This window comes from Clostridium sp. LIBA-8841, assembly GCF_034439435.1.
Classification (GTDB): Bacteria; Bacillota; Clostridia; order Clostridiales; family Clostridiaceae; genus Sarcina.
The window spans coordinates 320,590-345,563 of record NZ_JAPCKJ010000004.1 but is presented as its reverse complement, the minus strand read 5'-3'; the positions used below and the strand labels follow the sequence as shown (position 1 = coordinate 345,563).

Annotated in this window: 18 protein-coding genes; 17 read left to right on the top strand and 1 reads right to left on the bottom strand. The window is 30.3% G+C overall.

Annotation, left to right across the window (positions count from 1 at the left end; genetic code table 11):
• The first annotated feature begins 399 nt into the window (after window positions 1–399).
• From OIF33_RS12545 to cls, 6 genes are all read left to right on the top strand, one after another.
• Window positions 400–3,975 (top strand): DNA polymerase III subunit alpha, encoded by a 3,576-nt coding sequence (locus OIF33_RS12545; RefSeq protein ID WP_322504600.1) that lies wholly within the window; start codon window positions 400–402, stop codon window positions 3,973–3,975.
• A 636-nt stretch (window positions 3,976–4,611) separates the two neighbouring features.
• Entirely contained in the window at window positions 4,612–5,571 is a 960-nt protein-coding gene (pfkA, locus tag OIF33_RS12540) for a 6-phosphofructokinase (RefSeq protein ID WP_322504599.1), read from the top strand.
• Between the two features lie 96 nt (window positions 5,572–5,667).
• Window positions 5,668–7,068, top strand: coding sequence for a pyruvate kinase (pyk, locus tag OIF33_RS12535; protein ID WP_322504598.1), 1,401 nt, complete (start codon window positions 5,668–5,670; stop codon window positions 7,066–7,068).
• A gap of 532 nt (window positions 7,069–7,600) precedes the next feature.
• The gene (locus OIF33_RS12530; protein ID WP_322504597.1) at window positions 7,601–7,957 is read left to right on the top strand and encodes a DUF1540 domain-containing protein; all 357 of its coding nucleotides are present in this window, start codon (window positions 7,601–7,603) and stop codon (window positions 7,955–7,957) included.
• 54 nt (window positions 7,958–8,011) lie between these two features.
• The gene (locus OIF33_RS12525; protein ID WP_322504703.1) at window positions 8,012–8,854 is read left to right on the top strand and encodes an SDR family oxidoreductase; all 843 of its coding nucleotides are present in this window, start codon (window positions 8,012–8,014) and stop codon (window positions 8,852–8,854) included.
• A 72-nt stretch (window positions 8,855–8,926) separates the two neighbouring features.
• Window positions 8,927–10,462 carry a cardiolipin synthase gene (gene cls, locus OIF33_RS12520; protein ID WP_322504596.1) on the top strand — a complete coding sequence of 512 codons (1,536 nt, stop codon included), beginning with the start codon at window positions 8,927–8,929 and terminating at the stop codon, window positions 10,460–10,462.
• Between the two features lie 56 nt (window positions 10,463–10,518).
• Here the strand turns inward: cls and OIF33_RS12515 are convergent, their stop codons facing one another.
• Window positions 10,519–10,677: a DUF1540 domain-containing protein gene (locus OIF33_RS12515; protein WP_322504595.1), complete on the bottom strand. Its 159-nt coding sequence runs from the start codon at window positions 10,675–10,677 to the stop codon at window positions 10,519–10,521.
• A gap of 302 nt (window positions 10,678–10,979) precedes the next feature.
• Here OIF33_RS12515 and OIF33_RS12510 point away from each other — a divergent pair, with 302 nt between their 5' ends.
• From OIF33_RS12510 to ssnA, 11 genes are all read left to right on the top strand, one after another.
• A complete protein-coding gene (locus OIF33_RS12510; protein WP_322504594.1) occupies window positions 10,980–12,548 on the top strand; it encodes a PLP-dependent aminotransferase family protein in 1,569 nt (522 codons plus the stop codon).
• 360 nt (window positions 12,549–12,908) lie between these two features.
• Window positions 12,909–14,279, top strand: a complete 1,371-nt coding sequence (gene rlmD / locus OIF33_RS12505; RefSeq protein WP_322504593.1) for a 23S rRNA (uracil(1939)-C(5))-methyltransferase RlmD — start codon at window positions 12,909–12,911, stop codon at window positions 14,277–14,279.
• 317 nt (window positions 14,280–14,596) lie between these two features.
• Window positions 14,597–15,316, top strand: coding sequence for a selenium cofactor biosynthesis protein YqeC (gene yqeC, locus OIF33_RS12500; protein WP_322504592.1), 720 nt, complete (start codon window positions 14,597–14,599; stop codon window positions 15,314–15,316).
• 16 nt (window positions 15,317–15,332) lie between these two features.
• The gene (locus OIF33_RS12495; RefSeq protein WP_322504702.1) at window positions 15,333–15,911 is read left to right on the top strand and encodes a nucleotidyltransferase family protein; all 579 of its coding nucleotides are present in this window, start codon (window positions 15,333–15,335) and stop codon (window positions 15,909–15,911) included.
• Window positions 15,904–16,707, top strand: coding sequence for a selenium-dependent molybdenum cofactor biosynthesis protein YqeB (gene yqeB / locus OIF33_RS12490; RefSeq protein ID WP_322504591.1), 804 nt, complete (start codon window positions 15,904–15,906; stop codon window positions 16,705–16,707). The genes OIF33_RS12495 and yqeB overlap by 8 nt, the downstream gene beginning before the upstream one ends.
• Window positions 16,707–17,519, top strand: coding sequence for an XdhC/CoxI family protein (locus tag OIF33_RS12485; protein WP_322504590.1), 813 nt, complete (start codon window positions 16,707–16,709; stop codon window positions 17,517–17,519). The genes yqeB and OIF33_RS12485 overlap by 1 nt, the downstream gene beginning before the upstream one ends.
• Before the next feature lie 18 nt (window positions 17,520–17,537).
• Window positions 17,538–19,304, top strand: coding sequence for a sigma 54-interacting transcriptional regulator (locus tag OIF33_RS12480; protein WP_416173360.1), 1,767 nt, complete (start codon window positions 17,538–17,540; stop codon window positions 19,302–19,304).
• A 294-nt stretch (window positions 19,305–19,598) separates the two neighbouring features.
• Window positions 19,599–20,801: a diaminopropionate ammonia-lyase gene (dpaL, locus tag OIF33_RS12475; RefSeq protein WP_322504589.1), complete on the top strand. Its 1,203-nt coding sequence runs from the start codon at window positions 19,599–19,601 to the stop codon at window positions 20,799–20,801.
• A 32-nt stretch (window positions 20,802–20,833) separates the two neighbouring features.
• Window positions 20,834–22,021 (top strand): YgeY family selenium metabolism-linked hydrolase, encoded by a 1,188-nt coding sequence (locus OIF33_RS12470; RefSeq protein WP_322504588.1) that lies wholly within the window; start codon window positions 20,834–20,836, stop codon window positions 22,019–22,021.
• A gap of 15 nt (window positions 22,022–22,036) precedes the next feature.
• Complete coding sequence (locus OIF33_RS12465) at window positions 22,037–23,626, top strand: D-aminoacylase (protein WP_322504587.1); 1,590 nt, start codon at window positions 22,037–22,039, stop codon at window positions 23,624–23,626.
• 13 nt (window positions 23,627–23,639) lie between these two features.
• Window positions 23,640–24,968: a putative aminohydrolase SsnA gene (gene ssnA / locus OIF33_RS12460; RefSeq protein ID WP_322504586.1), complete on the top strand. Its 1,329-nt coding sequence runs from the start codon at window positions 23,640–23,642 to the stop codon at window positions 24,966–24,968.
• Window positions 24,969–24,974: the final 6 nt, after the last annotated feature.

Genomic DNA, 24,974 nt, shown 5'->3' with positions numbered 1-24,974 from the left:
CATTTTATTTACAAATAATAAAAAGTTTTGAATGTTTATTTAAAACTTGACTGATTTTTAGGAGTATTATAAATTAATAATTTAAGAATTTTACTTTATAAATAAGTGTGTTAAAGTAAAAAAATGAAATTAATATGATAAATTAGATATGTTTTCATAAAAAGATTATTTTTGTTTGAGAGGTTAATAATTAGAACTACTACAATAAAGTTTTCTTAGTGTATTTCTATTTAATATGGTAAAATTAATATATTACACTTAAATAAAAACATAGCTTTTAGTATGCAATTTTAATAAAAAAAATGACTATTTACTTAAAGTAAAATTAGAAAAATAGTAGTTTATATATCATTAAAAATGTTTAATAGAAACAATATTAGAAGAAAGGATGTGAAGGAAATGGGGGATAAAAAGTTTTGTCACTTACATCTGCACTCAGGGTACAGTTTGTTAGATGGTTCTGGAAAGATAAAGCCACTTATTAAAAGGGCGAAGGAACTTGGAATGGAAAGCATAGCTTTAACTGACCATGGTGTTATGTATGGATGTGTCGACTTATATAAAGAGGCTAAAGCACAAGGCATAAAGCCTGTTTTAGGTTGTGAAGTTTATGTTGTGCCTAAGTCTAGAAAGATAAAAAGTAATGATGAAGATAATAAAACATATCATTTAGTTCTTCTTGTTAAGAATGAAAAGGGATATGAGAACCTTATGAAAATTGTTTCTGTAGCATCTATTGAGGGATTTTATTATAAACCAAGAATTGATAGAGAATATTTAAAAGAACATTCAGAAGGAATAATAGCCTTAAGTGCTTGTCTAGGAGGAGAGGTTCAAAAGGCTATTTTAAATGGAAATATAGATAGAGCTAGAGAAGCCGCAACATTCTATAGAGATACTTTTAAAGATGGATTTTATTTAGAGCTTCAAAACCATGGTATGGAAGAACAAAAGAAGGTTAATGAAGTAAATATACAGTTAGCTAAGGAACTTAATATTCCATTAGTAGCGACTAATGACGTTCACTACATAAATCAAGAGGATTCAAAGGCTCATGACATACTTATGTGCATTCAAACTGGGAAAACTGTTGATGACCAAAATAGAAGAAGATACCCATCAGATCAATTCTATTTAAAATCACCAGAAGAGATGTGGGATATGTTTGATTATGTTCCAGAGGCTTTAGAAAATACATTAAAGATTGCTGAAGAATGTAATTTTGATTATGAGTTCCATGTATCAAAGCTACCTAAGTTCCCATTGCCAGAAGGGGTGGAGCCTTTTGACTATTTAAGAAAAACTTGTTTTGATGGTCTTATAGATAGATTAGAAGAACTTAAGCCGCTTAAGGACAATGGAGAATATGATATAGATAAGGTATATGAGATTGGGGAAAGCAATGAGCGTGTTAAAGAGGATATAGAAAGATTAGAATATGAGCTTGGAGTAATTAAGCAGATGGGATATGTAGATTACTTCTTAATAGTTTGGGACTTTATTAAATACGCTAATGATAATGGAATACCAACAGGCCCAGGAAGAGGGTCAGCTGCTGGAGCTTTAGTTGCCTATACTTTAGGAATAACAAAGATTGACCCTATGAAATATAGCTTGCTTTTTGAGCGTTTCTTAAATCCTGAAAGGGTAAGTATGCCCGATATAGATTCTGACTTCTGCTATGAAGGAAGACAGCAAGTTATAGACTATGTTGTTGAAAAGTATGGACATGATAATGTATCTCAGATTATAACCTTTGGAACAATGGCTGCAAGAGCTTGTATAAGAGATGTAGGAAGAGCTATGAATTATACTTATGCAGAGGTTGATAGAATAGCTAAACAAATACCTACAGTATTAGGAGTTACCATAGATAAGGCTTTAGATTTAAATCCAGAGCTTAAAACTATATATGATAGTGAGGAGCGAGTAAAGGAGCTTATAGATGTCAGCAGAAGACTAGAGGGACTTCCAAGACACTCATCAACTCATGCTGCTGGTGTTGTTATAGCATCTCAGCCTTTGGTTGAGTATGTTCCACTTCAAAAAAATGATGAGTCTATAGTAACTCAATTTGATATGACAACCCTTGAGGAACTTGGACTATTAAAGATGGATTTCCTTGGACTTAGAACCTTAACTGTTATGCGTGATGCTGTTGATATGATTAAATATAACAGAGGTGTAGATGTAGACTTAGATAATCTAGACTTTGATGATAAAGAAGTTTATAAAATGATTGGTGAGGGGAATACAGTAGGTGTATTCCAATTAGAATCAGCTGGTATGACTTCTTTCATGAAAGAGTTGAAACCAGACTGTTTAGAAGATATCATAGCGGGAATCTCTCTTTACAGACCAGGTCCAATGGCAGAAATACCAAGGTATATTGATGGAAAAAGAGATCCTAAATCAGTAGAATATATAGTTCCTGAACTTGAAAGCATACTAAATGTAACTTATGGAGTTATGGTTTATCAAGAGCAGGTTATGGAGATTGTTAGAAAGCTAGCAGGTTATTCTATGGGAAGAAGTGACCTTGTTAGAAGAGCCATGTCTAAGAAAAAGCATAAGGTCATGGAAGAGGAAAGAAAGAACTTCATTTATGGAGTTGAAGATGAAAATGGAAATATTGAGGTGCCAGGTTGCTTAAGAAATGGGATTTCAGCTGAGGCAGCCAATAAAATATTTGACTCCATGATGGACTTTGCATCTTATGCATTTAACAAAAGTCATGCTGCTGCTTATGCCGTAATAGGATTTCAAACTGCATACTTAATGAGATATTATCCAGTAGAGTTTTTAGCAGCTATGCTTAACTCTGTTATGGGTAACAGTGATAAAGTATCTGAGTATATAAGAAGTGCAGAAAAGCTTGGAATTCAAGTATTACCACCAGATATAAATGAAAGTTATACTAAGTTTACTGTTAAAGGAGATACCATAAGGTTTGGTATGGGAGCTATAAAGAATGTTGGAGTTAACGTTGTTGCTAACATATCCTCTTCTAGAGATAAAAAAGGTAAATTTACATCTCTTATGGATTTTTGTAATAAAGTAGATTTAAGTATTGTTAATAAGAGAGCCGTTGAGAGTTTAATTAAGGCTGGAACATTTGATAGTTTAAAGGTATATAGATCACAATTATTATCTGTTTTTGAAAAGATAATGGATGGAGTTTACTCGCAAAGAAAGAAGAATATAGATGGTCAAATGTCTCTATTTGGAGCTATACAAGAGGAAAGTAATAATTTAGAGATTAGTTATCCTAATATAAAAGAGTTTAATAAAAAGTATATGCTTGCTATGGAAAAAGAGATGACAGGTCTTTATATGAGCGGCCATCCTCTTGATGACTATGAAAAGCCTTTAAAGGAACAAACTTCGATAACTATAGAAAAAATAGTTGAAGCTCAAAAGAATTTAAGCGAACAGAAGGATGTTGAATTAGAAGATTTAGTTATAGATAGCTCTTTAAGTGATGGAACAAGGGTAATTGTAGGAGGAATTCTTACTAATGTATCTAGAAAAGTAACTAGAAATAATACACTTATGGCATTTGCAAAAATTGAGGATTTAACAGGATATTTAGAGTGTGTTATATTCCCAAAAACTTTAGAAAAGTGCAATACGCTAGTGAATGAAGATTCTTTTGTTTTAATAAGAGGAAGAGTTTCTCTAAAAGAAGATGAAGAGCCAAAGATACTTTGTGAGGATATACAACCATTAGAATTGATGAATTCATCTAAGGTTTATATAAAGGTAGAGGATAAGGCAAAGGCTAATATGATAATTAAGCCTTTAAAAGTTTTATTATCACAATATAAAGGGGATTCTCCAATATATGTTTTTGCTGAAAAAGAAAAAGCATCCTTCAGACTTAATAGAGATATGTGGGTTAATCTAGAGACTGATGTAATAGACTTTTTAATCAGTAAATTTGGGGAAGAGAATGTAAAAGTGGTTGAAACCTAGCTCTTAAATCTTAGAAAATTAGTGAAAAAATAAACAAAATAGGAAATTAATGTCCACTTATAAGAGAGAAGTTGCCAGTTTAAAATATTTTTTGAATATATAAGTATTAACGATTACTTATTGAGTTTTAGAGAGATATTTTAGAAAAAGCACTAGTAAAACCTCCTCTTAAAGTGGACTTTTTTTAAAAAAGTGATAAAATTAATTTGTAAATTTTCTTAAAATTAAAAAAATATAATCTTTTTGTATAATTAACTAAATTTTTTGTGCAAAAAGTGTTAATTTAGTTTTAAATGGACAATATAGTTAAATTTTGAATTATAACTTTTAATATTTATTTAAATATAAAAATGAAATTAGAGCATAATAATTATTGAAAAAATTATCAAATATCGAGTTTTTTTTCTTTAATTCTACATAAAAAGGTTGAAAATGGACACTACTTTAAGTACAATTAATTGTGGTAGAATAGTATTAACAAAAGTTACGTAGGGTATTTAAATTTTGAGATAAGATTTTACATAGTTTAAAATTGATAAACATTTAACATATATAAATAATATCTTAAAAATGTGGGTAATATTTGGCACTGTTGGGACTAAAGTTGTCCCGAGTGGTGTAGAGGAGGAAAATATTATGAAAAAGATTGCTGTTTTAACAAGTGGTGGAGATGCACCAGGAATGAATGCTGCATTAAGAGCAGTTACAAGAATGGCTTTACACAATGGACTTGAAGTGATGGGAGTTCAAAGAGGATACGCTGGATTAATAAACGGAGAACTATTCAAAATGGATAGAAAATCTGTTTCAGAAATCATAAACAGAGGTGGTACAATCTTAAGAACTGCTAGATGTTTAGAGTTCAAACAAGAAGAAGTAAGAGAAAAAGCTGCACAAATATTAAAAGCTTATGGAGTTGAAGCTTTAGTAGTTATCGGTGGAGATGGATCATTCATGGGAGCTAAACTTCTTTCAAAATTAGGAGTTAAGACTGTTGGATTACCAGGAACAATCGATAATGACTTATCTTACACTGATTACACTATAGGATTTGATACTGCATTAAACACTGTAGTAGATGCTATAAACAAATTAAGAGATACATCAACTTCACACGAAAGAGTATCTATCGTAGAAGTTATGGGAAGAAACTGTGGAGACCTTGCTTTATATGCTGGTATAGCAGGTGGAGCAGAAGCTATAATAGTTCCAGAAATGCCATTTGATAAAGATGAATTAATCAAAACTATCTTAGAAGGTAGAGCAAATGGAAAAACTCACAGCATAATAGTTGTTGCTGAAGGAGTTGGAGGATCAGCTGAGTTAGCTAAAGAAATAGAATCTGTAACAGGTATAGAAACTAGAGCTACAATTTTAGGACATATTCAAAGAGGTGGATCACCAACTGCTGATGATATAGTATTAGCATCAAGAATGGGAGCTAAAGCTGTAGAAGTTTTATTAGAAGGAAAAACTTCAAAAGTTATAGGAATTAAAGAAAATAAAATATTCGATATGGATATAGATGAAGCTTTAGATATAGAAAGAAGCTTTGATGAAAATTTATATGAAATGGCTAAAGCTATAAACAAATAATTTTATTGAGTTAATGACATAATAAATTTTTCAATTTATTATTTATTATATATTTTAAACTTAGGGTTAATTTTTTTACGAGGGAGTGTTTTTTAAATGAGAAGAACAAAATTAGTATGCACTATCGGACCAGCTAGTGAAAATGAAGAAATCTTAACAAAAATAATCGAAGCAGGTATGAACGCTTCAAGACACAATTTCTCACATGGTGACCATGAAGAACATAAAGGAAGAATGGTTAAAGTAAGAGAAATATCAAAAAAATTAGGTAAAGAAGTAGCTATATTATTAGATACTAAAGGACCAGAAATAAGAACAGGAAAATTCGAGCCAAGCAAAGTTGAATTAACTGCTGGAACTGAATTTACTATATATGCTGGAGGAGACGTAGTAGGTGATACTACTAAATGTTCAGTAACTTATGAAGGATTAGCTAAAGACGTTAAAGCTGGAGATACTATCTTAATAGACGACGGTTTAGTTGGATTAGAAGTTGTATCTGTAGAAGGTAACGCTGTTAAGTGTATCGTAAGAAACACTGGTTTAGTTGGAACTCACAAAGGAGTTAACGTTCCTGGAGTATCAATAAAATTACCAGCTATGACTGATAAAGACAGAGCTGACTTAATATTTGGTTGTGAAATGGGCGTTAACATGGTTGCTGCTTCATTCATAAGAAAAGCAGAAGACGTTAAAGCTATAAGAGAAGTATTAGTTGCTAATGGTGGAGCTGATATACAAATATTCTCAAAAATCGAAAACCAAGAAGGTGTTGATAACATAGATTCTATCATCGAAGCTTCAGATGGTATCATGGTAGCTAGAGGAGACCTTGGTGTTGAAATACCAATGGAAGACGTTCCTTCAGTTCAAAAAATGATAATAGAAAAATGTAACAATGCTGGAAAACCAGTTATAACAGCTACTCAAATGTTAGACTCAATGATGAGAAACCCAAGACCAACAAGAGCTGAGGTTTCAGACGTAACTAACGCTATCTTAGATGGTACTGATGCTATCATGTTAAGTGGTGAGTCAGCTAACGGAAGCTGGCCAGTAGAAGCTGTTGAGACTATGGTTAAAATAGCTACTAAATCAGAAGAAATGTTAAGCTACGAGTTAGCTGCTTCAAAAGCTAAAAAACACATACCAGCTGTACCAGGAGTTATCTCAAGAGCTGCTTGTAACGCTGCACACGAGTTAAAATCAGCTGCTATAGTTTCATTAACTCAATCAGGAGCTACTGCTAAGAGAATATCTCAATGCAGACCAGATGCACCAATAGTTGCTGTAACTCCATGTGAAAGAGTTGCTAAGAAAATAGCTTTATGCTTCGGAGTTTACCCAGTTGTTGCTGAAAATGCTACAATGGAAAACGCTGTTGAAATAGCTAAAAATGCTGGATTCGTTAAAGCAGAAGATACAGCTGTAGTTGTTGCAGGTGTACCAGCTAACGAAGGAAACACTAACATAGTAAAAGTTGAAGTTGTAAAATAATTTTACAAATATATAAAGAAATAGGTAGCAATAGCTACCTATTTTTTTTATTTAAAAGAACTTCTTACCAAATGTTAATAAATTATGAATTAAAATTTATATCCAAAATTTAAAAATAATTTAATGAAAATATTTAATTTAAAGCCTAAATATTAAAATAATATAATTAAATATATTAATTAACAAAAAGTTAACAAATTTATTATGACAAGTAAATAAAAATAGTGTATATTAGATAGTGCTTATGAAATAATATAAGTAGAATCAAATGGCAACTGATTCCAAACTTGAAAAGTACTTGATGACTGATACCATCGAGTGCTTCTTTTTTTATTCAAAAACTAATATTCATATAAATTAAAGAGTTCTTGCTTCATAACATTTCTTAAATACATCTTTAATAAGTATTTTAAATATAATAAATTTTAATATTAAGATATTAAATTCATTAAGTTAATTTAGGTATATAGTATAAATTTAAAATAAATACAAAAAATAACCTCAAATAATTATTTTGAGGAGGATATTGAATATGACAAGATTAGCATGTTCAGCTCATAATTGTGTTAACTATGTTAATGGCATGTGTTCAGCATTAACTATTCAGGTTGATGGTCAGTCTGCTGAAAGCAAACAAGAAACTTGTTGTGAGACCTTTGCACCAAGAACTTTTATGAATGCTGTTAAAAGTGCTTTTAACACTAATTATGCAGGAACAATAATACAAGCTTTAGATAGTCAGGCTGACGTAGATCATAAAATAAAATGTTATGCCATGAATTGTACATATAATGTTGGTATGATTTGTACATCTACTGACATACAAATTTTTGGACCAGAGGCTAATACATCCACTTCAACAGAGTGCGAGACTTTTTATAAAATATAATTATTAAAGGCTAGAATATAAAGGTTAACCTTTGTATTCTAGCTATTTTATTATATAATAAAATATATTTTATTTATCTATATAAAGGGGGGGAGAAATATAAAAGAAGTAAATAAAGTTGCTGTAATTACTGGAGCAACTAGTGGGATTGGAAGAGAATATGCCTTTCAGTTAGCAAAAGAAGGATATAATTTGATAATAGTAGGTAGAAGAATAGAAAAAATAAATGAGGTTGCTAGAGAGGTAAAGGATAAATTTAAGGTAGAGGTTTCAATTGAAATTTTAGATTTAACTAATGATGTTGAATTTAATGATTTTGTTGAAAGGTTAGAAGAAAAAGGAAATATAGAATTTTTAGTAAATAATGCTGGATATGGAGCTGATGATTCATTTACAAGAGATGAATATAATAAGCAGCTTGATATGGCCAAGGTACATATGTTAGTTACTATGAAATTATGTCATAGCATAAGTAAGCAAATGAAAAAAAACAATAAAGGATATATAATAAATGTTAGTTCTATGGCAGGGTTTAATGTTTTTCCAAGTTCAGCTATGTATTGTTCCACTAAGGCTTTTCTAATAAGTTTTTCTCAATGCTTAGAAATGGAACTTATAGGAAACAATGTTAAGGTTCAATGTCTTTGTCCAGGATTTACGAGAACAGATTTTCATAGCAAGTTAAATATGGAGGGAAATAAGCTTAAAAATAAAGGTCTTGTAAGGTGGATGAGCACTAAAGAGGTAGTGAAAATAAGTTTAAAAAATATAGATAAAAAATTAAAGGTTATTGTTATACCAGGAGTTTGCAATAAGATTCTTTATTTTGTTAGTAAGTTCACGCCTAGATGGCTATATTATAAAGTAGCTATAAAAGGGTGGGAGTTAATGGATTAACGAAAAAGGTTTGGTTATATAAGGTTTTGATCCAATAAGTATAGTGGTTTTTAGAGGATTAAGGAGGATAGAATGGAGAAGTTTTTAAAAAAATTATTAAGTAGAACATTTATAGTTGGATTTCTCATATTCATACAGTTAGTTATATTAATAGCTGCTATATGGAAGGTAAGTGAAGATTTCATTTATTTATATTTTTTATTTATTTTTATTAGTGTGGTAGTTTTTATTTATATTGTAAGTAGAAAAGATAATCCATCTTATAAGCTGGCATGGGCTGTACCGGTGTTATTGGTACCTGTTTTTGGGGGATTATTTTACCTAATATTTGGTGGGAATAAGACAAGTAAGAGGTTTAGAAAGCAAATTCAAGCCTCTCATGATGAAACCAAGCATTTATTATATAATGATGGAAAAATAATAGCGGAATTAGAAAGTCTAGATAAAAGTATAGCTAATCAGTCTAGATACATAGCTAATTATTCTCAATTCCCAGTGTATAAAAACACAATTACAGAATATTTATCACCAGGAGAGGTATTCTTTGAAAAGTTAAAGGAAGAACTTAAGAAGGCTAAACACTATATATTTATGGAGTATTTCATAGTTCATGAAGGGGTTATGTGGGATAGTATTCTTGAAATATTAGAAGAAAAGGTTAAAGAAGGCGTAGAAGTTAGATTTGTTTATGATGATATGGGATGTTTAGGTACTCTTCCATATAAGTATAATGAGGTTTTAGAGGCTAAGGGAATAAAGTGTATGGTTTTTAATCCTTTCGTACCACTTTTATCTTTAAGAATGAACAATCGTGATCATAGAAAAATAACAGTTATAGATGGACATACAGGTTTTACTGGAGGAATAAACCTAGCAGATGAATATATAAATGAAATTGTTAGATTTGGACACTGGAAAGATGCTTCTATAATGCTAAAAGGGGATGCTGTTTGGAATTTAACGGTTATGTTCCTTCAAACATGGAATTTTTATAGTGAAGGAAAAGAAGCATATGAAAAGTATTATCCATATTTTCATCATGAAGATGAATTTGAAAGTGATGGATATGTTCAGCCATATGGAGATAGTCCATTAGATGATGAGATTGTTGGAGAAAATGTTTATTTAAATATTATAAATAAAGCTAGGAATTATGTTTATATAAATACTCCATATTTTATTGTTGATAATGAGCTTGTAACAGCACTTACTCTTGCAGCTAAAAGTGGAGTAGATGTTAGAGTGGTTACTCCTCATATTGAAGATAAATGGTATGCTCATATAGTGACAAGAGCATATTATCCTCAGCTTATAGAAGCTGGTGTTAAGGTATATGAATATACTCCAGGATTTATTCACTCAAAAACTTTTGTATCTGATGATGAGGTTGGTACAGTAGGTTCAATTAACATGGATTATAGAAGTTTATATCTTCACTTTGAGTGTGGAGTATGGCTATATAAAACTAAATCAGTAGGGCAAATAAAAGAAGATTTCTTAGAAACATTGAAAAAGTGTCAAAGAATAACTTTAGAAGATTGTGCTAATGTTAAGATGCCAACTAGAATTTTAAGAGCAGTTATTAGAGTATTTGCACCTCTTATGTAATTAAAAAAGGAGACTAAATTTTAGTCTCCTTTTTGTGGTGTTAGAATGAAAAAATATTATTTTTTTTCAAAGCTTCCGCAGTCAGTACATTCAATAGAAGCAGCATCAGTACTATTTTTTACAACTTGGATTTTGTCTAAAGTGCAATAGTTGTCATCATGACAATGATGCTTACATTCATGAACTGTACATCCTATACTAGAATTATGATCCATAACAAACTCCTCCTTCTCTTAAACCTTTTTGTTGGAAGTACCAACAATATATATAATGTGTATAAAGGAATTTATTTATACTGGAATTTAAAGTTTGTAATAGGGGATATAAGTATTTAGAGTTTAATAATTGATATTAAGAATTTTTAAAGGTAATTTTATAATATATAAGCACTTAGTTAAGATGCTTTTTTTTATTAATTAATATATGATAAAATTTACTTAGTTTAATTAAGGATATAGAAATCAATGGGTTTGGATAAATGCAAAGAGATTTAGAATAGAAACCCTTGGAGGAATTTATGTTTAAAAATTTAACATTTAGTGAAAATGAGAAAAAGTATATACAAATAGCTGATTATATTAAAGACCTTATAAATAGAGAGGTTTTAATTGAAGGAAATAAGCTTCCATCATCAAGAGAGATTAGTAGTATTTTATCAATAGGAAGAAATACAGTGATTTCTGCCTATGAAATTCTTGAAATTGAAGGTTTTGTAGAGACTATAAAGGGAAAAGGAACCTTTGTTAAAGGAAAAATTTCTAATGGTTTTAAAAATGGTAATCCTATGTGGGAAGAGGCAAATTCTAAAAATAAAGAAGAAAAAAAATGGAGTATTGATTGGAATAAAAAAACTAATGAATATGGAGTTTTAGCTGAAAAATTAGATATTCAAAAAAGCGAATATAGGTGGGAAAAAGGAATGATTTCTTTTAAAAGTATAGCTCCACCAGGAGATCTTTTTAATATTGAAGAGCTTAAAAGAGCTTTTTCTAATAGGATAGCTTTAGAAAAACATAAAATAGTAAACTATGGTTACGCTGTTGGATATAAGCCTTTTATAGATTATTTAAAAGATTATATGAAGGAGAAGGGGGCTTATTCAGAGGAAAAGGAAATAATAATAACTAATGGATTCACAGAAGGATTAGATATGTTACTATCTGCTTTTACTGAAGAAGGTGATTATATACTTTGTGAAAATCCAACTCATAATACAGCTTTAAAAATAATGAAAACTCATAAACTAAATATTGTGGGAGTTAAAATGACAAAGGATGGAATGGATATAAATGATCTTAAGGAAAAGATAAAAAAATTTGGTTCAAAGATTAAATTTGCATACCTAATTCCTTCATATCATAATCCAACAGGGGTTGTTGCTTCTATAAAGAAGAGAGAAGAGGTTTATAATATTCTTAAAAATGTGGAGATTCCTATTATAGAGGATGGATTTAATGAAGAACTTTTATATGAAAGTTCCCCAACAATTCCTTTAGCTTCTTTAGATAGAGAAAGCAATGGAGTAATATATATAGGCAGCTTTTCAAAAATACTATTTCCAGGTTTAAGAATAGGATGGATTTATGGAGATAAAAGAATAATAGATATATTAGAGAGTGTAAAAAGGTGCAGGAACATTCATACTTCATTTTTAGATCAAGGAATATTATATGATTTCATGATAAGCGGAGCTTTTGAAAAATATATTAAAAAGGTTAGAAAAGTTTATAAGAAAAAATATAAGTTTACTAAGAATGTTATAGAAAAGTACATTCCAAGTGCTGAAATTTGGGGTGAAGGTGGACTTCACATGTTTCTAAAGATAAATGGAATAGATACAAGAGAGCTTTTAAAAAGGTGTTATGGTAGAGGAGTTCTCTTTATGCCTGGAGACTTGTTTTATATAGATAATGAAGTTTATTTAGAAGAAGAAAACATAGTTAATACTAAAGAAGGTTTAATTATTGGAGAAGAAAGTAAACAAAAAAGAGATACCTTAAGACTTGGATTTACTAGACTTTCAAAAGAAGATATAGAAAGAGGAATAAAAGTAATTGGAGAAGAGGTTGAAGATCTTTTAATTTAGCTTTAGATTTATTTTTCATATAGCTTTTCAGAATTACTTAATTTCGTAAAGTATTGCTATCATTTATTCCAAAATAATACAATACTAATTACTCATTAAGATATTCTTCCAATTCTATATGAAAAATAAATAACAAGCTAAATTAAAGATTTAATTCTATATAAAAGTTAATAAGGTTAATGTTTTGTTTTGAATATGTATAGTATATTAGCCATACGTTGTAAAAGGTTATTGCATGTGATAAACTTTAAAAGTTAGTTATCAACTTAGATTTGAAGTAAATTAAGGTTTAAATATATACGGATAAAATGAATCATAGATATATAGATGATTTAAATATACATAAGGGAGTTTTAGTGAATGGTTGAAAAGAATAAAGAATATATTTTGGATATAATTTCTCAAGGTTATGAAGGAGAAGGAATAGCTAAAATTGATAATAGATACCCAATTTTCATCGAAGGTGCTTTAAAGGATGAGAAGGTTAGAGTTAAGATAGTTAAGGTTAATAAAAACTTCGCTTACGGAAAACTTATTGAGGTGTTAGAAGCTTCTGAGGAAAGAGTGAACCCAGCATGTGCTATTTATAAAAGATGTGGAGGTTGTAAGCTTCAACATGCTTCATATAAGGCTCAATTAGATTTTAAGTGGGATAGAGTTAAGGATTGCGTTAGTAAGATAGGAAAACTTGATCCTAGTATAGTTAAGTATCCTTTAGGAATGGAAGAGCCTTGGAGATATAGAAATAAGGTTCAGCTTCCAATAGGGTTAATTAACGGAGAAGTTAAAATAGGATTCTTTGCTCCAAGAAGTCACGATATTATTGATATGGAATCTTGCTTAATTCAAGATGAAATAGGAGATAAGGTTGTTAAGCTTACTAGAGAGTGGATAGAAAAATTTAACATAAGACCATATAATGTTGATGGACAATATGATGAAAATGGAATAGTAAGACACATAATGATAAGAAGAGGTTTTACAACTAATGAAGTTATGGTTGTCTTAGTTACAAATGGAGAAAAACTTCCTCATAAAGAAGAGTTCGTAGATTTAATGGTTAAGAATATCCCAGGAATAAAGAGTGTTATACAAAATATAAACTCAAAGAAAACTAATGTAATATTAGGTTTAGAAAGTAAAACTTTATGGGGAGAAGATACAATAGCAGATTACATAGGAGACTTTAGATTCAATATATCTCCACTATCATTCTTCCAAGTAAATCCTACTCAAACAGAGGTTTTATATGGTAAGGCTTTAGAGTATGCAGATCTTACAGGAACTGAAGAAGTTTTTGATGCATATTGTGGAACTGGAACAATAACACTATTTTTATCACAAAAAGCTAAGAAAGTTTATGGAGTAGAAATAATTCCACAGGCTATAGATAACGCTTGGATAAATGCAAAAGAAAACAAAGTAGAAAACGTAGAATTCTTTGTTGGTGAATCAGAAGTGATAATACCAGATTTAATAAACAATGGAGTAAAAGCTGATGTGGTAGTAGTAGACCCACCAAGAAAAGGTTGCGACAAAAAGTTACTAGATGCTATAACAAATATAGATGCCAAGAAAATAGTGTATGTAAGCTGTGACCCAAGTACCTTAGGAAGAGATTTAGCAATATTAGAAGAGAATGGCTATAAAACTTTAGAAGTTCAACCAGTTGATATGTTCCCTAACACTGCTCATATTGAGAACGTAGCTTTACTTATCAAAGAGAGATAGCGACGAAGATAAGTAATTAGCACGTTCCATGCAATGGATGTCCAAAAAATCGAGCTTAAGCGAGATTGATTGGAAGCAGCCTACTGCTGAGAATGTTGCGAAGTTAATTAAAAAATAATGTAATTTAATAGTTTAATATTGAATGTTTAATTTAAAATTAAATGATTAGGATATAAAAATAGAGAGCGTATTTATTACGTTCTTTATTTTTATATTTATAAGTTTGATTATGTTAATAATTTGAAATAATTGAAAAATATTTATTGAACCTATAAAATAGGAGTATATTTGTAAATATTATGAAAGAGGAGATAGTTTTGGAAAGTTGTTTGAGTGACTTAATTGATATAAAAAATGGAGATATTATATCTGTTGTTGGTTCTGGTGGAAAAACTACTTTTATATATAACTTAGCTAAAGAGCTTAGAAAAGAAAAAGTTTTAATATCTACAACAACAAAGATGCTATGTCCTGAAGAAAATCAAGTTGATTATTTTTTCTGTTCATCTGAACGTAATAAACTAAATATAAAAAAAGGAAGAACATTTATTGCAGAAGAAAAAGTGAATCAGAATAAGATTTCAGGAGATATATACTTAATAAAAAAATATATGAGTAGCTTTGATTATGTATTACTTGAATGTGATGGATCAAAAAGAAAATCTCTTAAGGGATGGAATGAGACTGAACCAGTAATATTAAATGAAACTACAAAAACCATAGGAATAATTCCTTTACATATTGTTGGAGAGAGAATTACAGAAGAAAATATACATCGAATAGAAATTTTCAATAATATATTTAAAACTAAAATTGAAGATGAAATAACATTAGATGTAATAGCAGAGATAATAACAAATCCAAAGGGATTATTTAAAGATGCTATAGGAGAAAAAATATTGTTTTTAAATAGGATTGATGGTGAAAAAAGTAAAGAATTGGTATGGAAATTGCTTGAAATATTAAGTAGAAAAAATAAAAATTCCTTAAAAATTATTGGTGGAGATTTGAAGAAGAATCAATATTATAAATTTTAGTTGGAGGTGAGCTAAAATATTAGCTATAATTTTAGCCTCTGGAATTGGTAAACGAATGGGGGAAAATAAGCTTTTATTAGATTTTTGTGGTAAACCTTTAGTTCAGTGGGTAATAGAAACTGTTAGCTCTATAGGATTTAATGAGGTTATTTTAGTTTATAGGGATCCTAAAGTAAAGGAAATTGCCCAAAAGTATGGAATATCTACTATATATAATGAAAAAGCTAATTATGGACAAAGTGAAAGTATAAAAATTTCCTTAGAAAAATCATCAGATTTAAGCAATGGATATATGTTTTTTACTGGAGATCAACCATTATTAAAAAGAGAGACTATAATAAAATTAGTGCAAACGTTTAATGATAATGGCGGTATAATTGTTCCGAAAATTAATGGTCAAAACAAGAGTCCTACAATTTTTTCAAGTGATTTTAAAGATGAATTAATGTCTTTGAAAGGAGACATTGGAGGAAGGCCTGTTATAAAAAATAATTTGGACAAAGTATTTTTTGTGAATTTTCATTCAGATATTGAATTCTTTGATATTGACACCAAAGAGGAATTGGAATATGTGAGGAGAAAATATAATGAATGAAATAGTAGTTGTAAGAGGTGCTGGAGACATTGCCACTGGAGCAATTCAAAAATTATATAGAGCTGGATTTAAAGTAATAGCCTTAGAAATAGAAAAACCAACTTCTATAAGAAGAAGGGTTTGTTTAAGTGAGGCTATGTATGAAAAGGAATTTAAAGTTGAGGATGTAGTTGCTAAAAGAGCCGATTCATATAATGAAATATTTAATATATTAGATGAGAATAAGGTTTGTATTGTAAAGGATACTTCAGGCGAGATAATAGAAAAGATTAGACCTATGGCTGTTGTTGATGCCACTCTTTGTAAGAAAAACATTGGGACTAATAGAGATATGGCTGATATAACTGTAGCCTTAGGACCAGGTTATGTAGCTGGTGAAGATGTTGATATAGTAGTTGAAACTAATAGGGGGCATAACTTAGGAAGATTAATTTTTAATGGACCAGCTGCTAAAAATACTGGGGTTCCAGGAATAATAGAAGGCTTTGGAATTGAGAGAGTAGTTTATTCACCTTGTGAAGGAAATATTGAAATAATAAAGGATATTGGAAGCATTGTAGAAGCGGGTGAAACTATATGCATAGTTGGAGATAAAGCTGTTAAAGCATCACTAACTGGGGTAATAAGAGGAATGATAAGAAACGGATTTTATGTAAAGGAAGGCCTTAAAATAGCAGATATAGATCCTAGAATTAATCAAAAGAAAAATTGTGAGTTAATTTCAGATAAAGCTAGATGTATAGGTGGTTCAGTTTTAGAAAGTATAATGATGTTAAGACAATGGAGGAATAAATAATGGATGAAAAGGTATTGAAGAGTATTATTGAGGGATTAGCAAATGGAAAGAGGATGGCATTGGTTACTTTAACATCTTCTAATGGATCTACTCCAAGAAAAAATGGATCATTAATGAGTGTAGATGAGAAGGGCAATATTGTTGGTTCCATAGGTGGTGGTAAAATAGAGTGTGTGGTTATAGAAAGTGCAGTTAATTGTATAGAATATGGACAAGGAGAAAAGTTTGCTTATAACTTAAATGAAAATGGGGTTAAAATGGCATGTGGTGGTGCTGTAGAAGGATACATAAAGGTATTTGAACCAAAACCAAACCTAATTATTTTTGGAGGAGGCCATATATCTCAGAGTATATGTAGACTAACTGATAATATGAATTTTAGAAGAACTGTAATTGAAGATAGAGAAGAGTTTAAAGAATATGATGCTTTTAAAAATGTAGAAGACTTTGTTATAGCTGAAAGCATAGAAGAATTAGATCATATAAACTTTGAAAATAGTTATATAGTTATTGTAACTAGAGGACATAAAAGTGATACTTATTGGGCTCAAGAGTTAATAAATAAAAATTACAATTACATTGGTGTAGTTGGAAGTACAAAAAAAATTATTGAATTAAAACAAGCTGTATCAGAAAAAGGAGTTTCTGAAGAGTTAATTGAAAGTATGCATGCTCCAATTGGACTTGATATATCAGATGGAACTCCAGAAGAAATAGCATTTAGTATTTTATCAGAAATATTATTAGTAAAAAATAATGGTAGATTGGCTCATTTACAAGATGTAAAGATGAAAAAATTACAAAATCAATAAAAAAGGAGAATCACCATAATGATGCAGATAAATTTGATAGATATCTCAGATGTAGTAAATAAATATGCAAACTTATTATCAAATATATTGAAATTAGATGTAGAAATTGTTGATTACAATATGCAAAGGATAGCAGGTACAGGAATATATAAAGATGGAGTAGGAGAAAATATTGAATCTGCAGGTTATGTATATAAAGCGGCTTTATATACAGGAGAATCAAAAATAATAGAGGATCCAGGAGAAAATTTTCTCTGTAGAGATTGTATGAATAAGGGGAAATGTAAGGAGCATATGGAGATATGTGTCCCTATAAAATATGAAAATTCTATATTTGGAATAATTGGTCTTGTATGCTCAACAGAAAAACAAAAAAAGCATTTACTTTTAAATCTTGATACAATTATGAGTTTCTTAGAACAAATAGCTGAATTTATAGCTATAAAATTAATAGAGCAGAATGAAATATTAGCAAATAAAAATAATTTAGATTTCTTTAAAGAAATTATAAATTCTGTAGATGATGGAATCATTACAATAGACAGTTTGAATAATATTAAAATAATAAATAATAAGGCTCTTAGAATGTTAAACTTAAAGCCTGAAATAGTAGGAGAATATATACAAATCAAAGAGACTGATGATTACTTTCCAGGAGGAAATATATTTGAATTATATATAAAAGGGATTTCTTATAAGGTTGTTGGAAAAATAATATATAATTATATAAACAAAAGTAACTGTGAAAAAATAGTTGTGTTTAATGAACTTAAACATTTAAAAGATGAAGTTGTAAACTTAACTCATGGAAATAATAAAATAAACTGTGATGAAATAGTTGGTGAATCTGCGGCTATGAAACAGCTTAAAAGTAAGATAAAAAGAATATCCTATTCAAAATCAACTGTTTTAATAACAGGGGAAAGTGGAACAGGGAAGGAGCTAGTAGCAAGAGCTATACATGCAGAAGGTAGTAGAAAAAATAAACCTTTTATAGCTATAAACTGTGGAGCTATACCAGAGAGCTTACTTGAAAGTGAGTTGTTTGGTTATGTTAAAGGTGCCTTTTCTGGTGCTAGTTCAAGTGGACGTGTAGGTAAATTTGAACTTGCAAATAAGGGAGTTATATTTTTAGATGAAATTGGGGACATGCCTCTATACCTTCAAGTAAAACTACTTAGAGTTCTACAAGAAAGAACAATAGTTAAGATAGGTTCTAATCAATTGATAGAGCTTGATATAAGAGTTGTAGCAGCAACTAATAAAGATTTAAGAAAGCTTGTAGAAGAAGGTAAATTTAGAGAGGATTTATATTATAGATTAAATGTTATACCAATAGAAGTTCCTCCTCTTAGGAAAAGAGATGGCGATATTGAACTTATTATGAATGAGCTTATAAAAAAATATAATAAGATATTTAACAAATATGTTCATACAGTAAATGAAGATGTAATAGAAAAGTTAAAAGCTTATCAATGGAAGGGAAATGTTAGAGAGTTAGAAAATGTAGTTGAGTTCATGGTAAACCTAAGTGGAGAAGATGGAATAGTTACATTAGAAATGCTTCCTCAAACAGTATTAGAGTATGAAGATGAAAAGAAGGTAAGTTCTAACGTTATGGCTTCAGAGGATTCAGAAGAAATAAGAGAGCTTAAGGATATAGAAAGCGAATATATAAATAAGGCATTAGATTTATATGGTAGAGATACAGCAGGCAAGAAAAAAGCTGCAAAAAAATTAGGAATAGGTATTGCTACATTATACAGAAAAATTGGAGAACAATAATAAAGATAAGCAAGAAGAGTTATCAAAATGATAATTTCTCTTGCTTATTTTGTTAATAAAATAACTAAGATATAGTAAATTAAAAGGATTATCAAAATGATAATCCTTTTATCATTTTGATAAAAGGCAATAAGATAGCTATATAACTATCTGTAAACATATACAAAAAATGGCGTTTAAAATAAAATAATACAAAATTAAAGGATAAAATTTATATAAAATATAGAAAAACTTGGCATGGATGTTGCTTTGAATAATAGTATGAAATAAAAAAGATCGTGGGGAGGAACTAGTATGGAAAAAATACTATGGAAATTAAACACATTACCAAAAACAGATAAAGAAGGTTGTATAGAATTTTTAAGTAGAGAAGAAGTATCAAAAGCAAAGAACTTTCATGAAAGTTTTTCAGAATATGATAAAACACCATTAGTTGAATTAGATAATTTAGCTGAAAGAGTAGGTCTTAAAGGAATATATCTAAAAGATGAATCTTATAGATTTGGATTAAATGCTTTTAAAGTTCTTGGTGGATCATTTGCTATGGGAAGATACTTAGCAGATAAATTAGGAGAAGACATAAAGGATTTACCTTATGAAAAATTGACATCAGATGAGGTTAGAGAAAAACTTGGAGACATTACATTTGTTACAGCAACAGATGGAAACCATGGAAGAGGAGTAGCATGGACAGCTAATAAATTAAAACAAAAATCAGTTGTTTATATGCCAAAGGGATCATCACTTCAAAGATTAAATAATATAAAAGCAGAAGGAGCAGATGCTAGCATAACTGATTTAAATTATGATGATGCGGTTAGATTAGCTGCAAAATATGCAGATGATCATAATGGATTAATGGTACAAGATACTGCTTGGGAAGGATATGAAAAGATTCCAGCATGGATAATGCAAGGATATGGAACTATGGCATTAGAAGCTTTAGACCAATTAAATGCTATTAAAGTTATTAAGCCAACACATATATTTGTACAAGCTGGTGTTGGATCGCTTGCAGGAGCTGTTCAAGGATTCTTTGCATCAGAATTTGGAGAAGAGTGTCCAAAGACAGTTATTGTTGAATCAAACTTAGCAGATTGTTTCTATAAATCAGCAATAGCAGATGATGGAGAAGCAAGATTTGTTGGAGGAGATATGCAAACAATAATGGCAGGACTTGCTTGTGGCGAACCAAACACTATTGGATGGGAAGTTCTAAAAAATCATTCAACAGCTTTCGTATCATGTCCAGATTGGGTATCAGCTAAAGGTATGAGAATACTTGGAAACCCATTAAAAGGAGATGAAAAAGTAACATCAGGAGAATCAGGTGCAGTTACAACAGGCCTTTTATATGAAATCATGACAAATGAAGATTATAAGGACTTAAAAGAAGCTTTAGAATTAAATGAAAATTCAAGAGTACTTTTATTCAGTACTGAAGGAGATACAGATCCAGAAAAATATAGAGAAATTGTTTGGAACAGTGAATGTTAATAGATTAAATAATTTATTGGAGGAAGATAGAAATGCTTACTAATCAAAGAAAAGAAACCCTAACTAAGTTATGCCAAGAGTTAATAAGAAATCAATCAGTTTCAGGAGAAGAAGGTAAGGTAGTCGAAGCTATAAAAAAAGGCTTTAAAGAATTAGGATATGATGAATGTTTTGTAGATAGTTATGGAAATGTAATTGGACATATAAAAGGTAATAAACCAGGAAAAACAATACTTTTTGATGGGCACATTGATACAGTTCCAGTACCAGATGATTCAAAATGGACCTATGCACCATTCGGTGGAGAAATAGTTGATGGAAAAATCTATGGAAGAGGGGCTTCAGATATGAAAGGCCAAACATCAGCTATGATAGCAGCTGCAGCTTACTTTGCAGAGGATTTTAAAAAGGATTTTGCTGGTGATATTTTTGTGGCTGGTGTAGTACATGAAGAAATATTCGAAGGAGTATCAGCTAGAAAAATAAGTGAAGCTGTTAAACCAGACTATGTAGTTATTGGTGAGTCTTCAGAATTAAACTTAAAAATCGGACAAAGAGGAAGAGCTGAAATAGTTATTGAAACTTTCGGAAAGCCAGCTCATTCAGCTAACCCTGAAAAAGGGATAAATGCAGTATATAAAATGTCAAAAATAATTGAAAGAATTCAAGAAATAGAAACTCCTGTACACGATGTACTTGGAAAAGGAATTCTTGTATTAACTGATATTAAATCATCACCATATCCAGGAGCATCTGTAGTTCCAGATTACTGTAAGGCTACATTTGATAGAAGACTTTTAGTTGGAGAGACTAAAGAAGAAGTTTTAGCTCCAATCCAAAAGATTATAGATGATCTTATGAAAGAAGATAAGGAATTAAATGCTAAAGTCTCATATGCAATAGGTAGAGAAACTTGCTATACAGGAGAAGTAATAGAAGGTGAAAGATTCTTCCCAGCTTGGTTATATAGCGAAGATGATGAGTTTGTACAAGCTGCTTATAATGGATTAAAACGTGCAGGTATAAATCCAGAAATAACTCAATATTCATTCTGTACAAATGGTTCACACTATGCTGGAGAAGCTGGAATAAGAACAATTGGGTTTGGACCATCAAAAGAAAATTTAGCTCATACAATTGATGAATATATAGAATTAGATCAATTATTCATTGGAGCTGAAGGATATTATGGAATATTAGAATCTGTTTATAACAAATAAAAGGTGGTTTTAAGGATGAAGATATTAATAAAAGATGGCTTTATAGCTGATGGAAGTGGCAATAAAGGATATATCGGAGATATCTTAATCTGTGATGAGAGAATTGAAAAAATAGGACATGGACTTTGTGAAAATAATGTAGATAGAACAATAGATGCTAGGGGCTTAGTTATAGCCCCAGGATTTATTGATACTCACTCACACAGTGATCTTAAGATATTAGAAAATCCATTTAATGAAATAAAAATTAAACAAGGGATTACAACCGAAGTATTGGGTCAAGATGGAATATCAATGGCACCATTACCAAAAGAATATATTTCTCCTTGGAGAAAGAATATAGCTGGTTTAGATGGTGAATCAGATGAAATTGATTGGGAATATGAAATAACTGATAATTACTTAAAAATGATGGAAATTAATGGAGTAGGATTAAATGAAGCATATCTAGTACCACATGGAAATGTAAGAATGGAAGTAGTTGGGCTTGGAAATGTGCCTGCAACCAAGGATGATATAAGAAAAATGTGTGAAATAACAAGGAGAGAAATGGAAGCTGGAGCATATGGCTTGTCAACAGGTCTTATATATATGCCTTGTGCTTATTCTCATACTGAAGAGCTTATAGAGATGTGTAAAGTCGTTGCAGAATTTGATGGAGTATTTGTAGTACATCAAAGAAGTGAGGCTGATACTATTATAAATTCAATGAAAGAGATAATTGAGATTGGAGAAAAGTCAGGGGTAAGAGTTCACTTCTCACATTTTAAAGTATGTGGTAAGAAAAACTGGAAATACATTGATGAAGTAATTGAATTATTCAATGAAGCTAAGAAAAAAGGAATAAGAGTTACTTTTGATCAATATCCATATGCAGCAGGTAGTACAATGCTAGGAGTTATATTACCTCCATGGGCTCATGATGGTGGAACAGATAAGCTTATGGAAAGACTTGCTTCACAAGAGATGAGAGAAAAAATGATTTATGATATGGAGCATGGTATAGAAGGTTGGGATAACTTTGTTGATTTTGCTGGCCTTGATGCTATATATGTAACTTCAGTTAGAAATAAAAAGAATGAAGATGCAATAGGAAAGAACTTAGTAGAACTTGGAGTACTCAGAGGAAAAGATCCTTATAATGCAACTTTTGATCTTTTACTTGAAGAAGAAAATGCTGTAGGTATGGTTGATTATTATGGCATGGAAGAGCATATAATCAAGTTCATGAAACTTGCTGAACAAAATGTATGTACTGATGGGTTATTAGCTGGAAGACCTCATCCTAGAGCTTATGGATCATTCCCAAGAATACTTGGAAGATTTGTAAGAGAACTTGGCGTGTTAACTCTTGAAGAGGGAGTTATGAAAATGACAAGCAAAGCAGCTAATGCATTCAGTATAAAAGATAGAGGATTTCTTAAAGAAGGATACTTTGCTGATATAGTTTTATTTAATAAAGAAGAAGTTAAGGATATTGGAACTTTTGAGGATCCAATAAAATTCCCAGAAGGAATAAATTATGTAATTATAAATGGTCAGGTTGTAATAGACAATGGAGAGTATAAAAAGGTAAAAGCAGGTAAAGTATTAAGAAAAAAATAGGGAGAGGATTCGTGTGTTAGTAGTAGGTAATGGAAGGTTAATAACTCAAAACAAGGAAAATCCGTTTATAGAAGATGGTGCTGTGGTTATAGAAGAAGGAAAAATATTAGGCTATGGAAACACTGAAGAAATACTAAAAAAATATAAAGATAGTGAATATATAGACGCAAAGGGCAAAGTTATAATGCCTGGACTTATAAATACACATGGTCATATTTATAGTGCCTTTGCAAGAGGAATGAATTTAGATGGTCCTACATCAAAAGATTTCTTAGATATATTAAATAATTTGTGGTGGAGACTTGATAAAAGCTTATCTCTTGAAGATATAAAATACAGTGCATATAGTACTTTAATGGATAGCTTAAAATATGGAGTTACAACATTTTTTGATCATCATGCAAGTCCAAATGCAATTAAAGGAAGCCTATTTACTATAGGAGAAGTAGCAGAAGAGCTTGGAATAAGAACCTCACTTTGTTATGAAGTATCCGATAGAGATGGAGAAAAGGCTTTAATTGAAGGTATAAAAGAAAATGTAGACTACATAAAGCATTGCAAGGAAAGCAATAGCAATATGAGATCGGGTATGTTTGGAATGCATGCAAGTTTTACACTTTCAGATAGATCATTAGAAAAATGTATGAATGCTTCAAAAGGATTAGATTGTGGATATCATATTCATGTTGCAGAGGGTTTAGCTGATGAAGAAAAATGTATGGAAGAGCATCATATTAGGGTAGTAGAGAGATTAAAAAAATTCAATATATTGGGAGAGAAAACAATAGCTGTTCACTGTATTCATGCAGATGATAATGAACAAGAGATAATTCTAGAAACAGGGACTACAGTTGTTCATAATCCAGAATCTAATATGGGGAATGCAGTAGGGGTATCACCTGCTATTAATTTAATAGCAAAAGGAATAACCGTTGGGATTGGAACAGATGGCTATACATCAGACATGTTTGAATCAATGAAAGTTGCAAATATAATTCATAAGCATCACTTAAAAGATCCATCAGTAGCATGGGGAGAAGTTCCTATGATGTTATTTGAAAATAACAGAAAAATTGCAGAGAGACACTTTAATGGAACATTTGGAATCATTGAAGAGGGTGCAGTTGGAGATGTTATAGTAGTAGATTATAATCCATTAACACCAATGAATGGAAGCAATTATAATTCTCACATTTTATTTGGAATGATGGGAAAATCAGTTGATACTACCATAGTAAATGGTAAGGTTTTAGTTAAAGATGGAAAGCTTTTAAATATTAATGAAGATGAAATCTTAGCTAAATCAAGAGAGGTTTGTAGTAAGTTATGGAATAGAATCTAGTGAAAG

Coding starts and splice junctions, on each gene's coding strand:
- OIF33_RS12545 (WP_322504600.1), top strand. CDS start 400: ATGGGGGATAAAAAGTTTTGTCACTTACATCTGCACTCAGGGTACAGT.
- pfkA (WP_322504599.1), top strand. CDS start 4,612: ATGAAAAAGATTGCTGTTTTAACAAGTGGTGGAGATGCACCAGGAATG.
- pyk (WP_322504598.1), top strand. CDS start 5,668: ATGAGAAGAACAAAATTAGTATGCACTATCGGACCAGCTAGTGAAAAT.
- OIF33_RS12530 (WP_322504597.1), top strand. CDS start 7,601: ATGACAAGATTAGCATGTTCAGCTCATAATTGTGTTAACTATGTTAAT.
- cls (WP_322504596.1), top strand. CDS start 8,927: ATGGAGAAGTTTTTAAAAAAATTATTAAGTAGAACATTTATAGTTGGA.
- OIF33_RS12515 (WP_322504595.1), bottom strand. CDS start 10,677: ATGGATCATAATTCTAGTATAGGATGTACAGTTCATGAATGTAAGCAT.
- OIF33_RS12510 (WP_322504594.1), top strand. CDS start 10,980: ATGTTTAAAAATTTAACATTTAGTGAAAATGAGAAAAAGTATATACAA.
- rlmD (WP_322504593.1), top strand. CDS start 12,909: ATGGTTGAAAAGAATAAAGAATATATTTTGGATATAATTTCTCAAGGT.
- yqeB (WP_322504591.1), top strand. CDS start 15,904: ATGAATGAAATAGTAGTTGTAAGAGGTGCTGGAGACATTGCCACTGGA.
- OIF33_RS12485 (WP_322504590.1), top strand. CDS start 16,707: ATGGATGAAAAGGTATTGAAGAGTATTATTGAGGGATTAGCAAATGGA.
- OIF33_RS12480 (WP_416173360.1), top strand. CDS start 17,538: ATGATGCAGATAAATTTGATAGATATCTCAGATGTAGTAAATAAATAT.
- dpaL (WP_322504589.1), top strand. CDS start 19,599: ATGGAAAAAATACTATGGAAATTAAACACATTACCAAAAACAGATAAA.
- OIF33_RS12470 (WP_322504588.1), top strand. CDS start 20,834: ATGCTTACTAATCAAAGAAAAGAAACCCTAACTAAGTTATGCCAAGAG.
- OIF33_RS12465 (WP_322504587.1), top strand. CDS start 22,037: ATGAAGATATTAATAAAAGATGGCTTTATAGCTGATGGAAGTGGCAAT.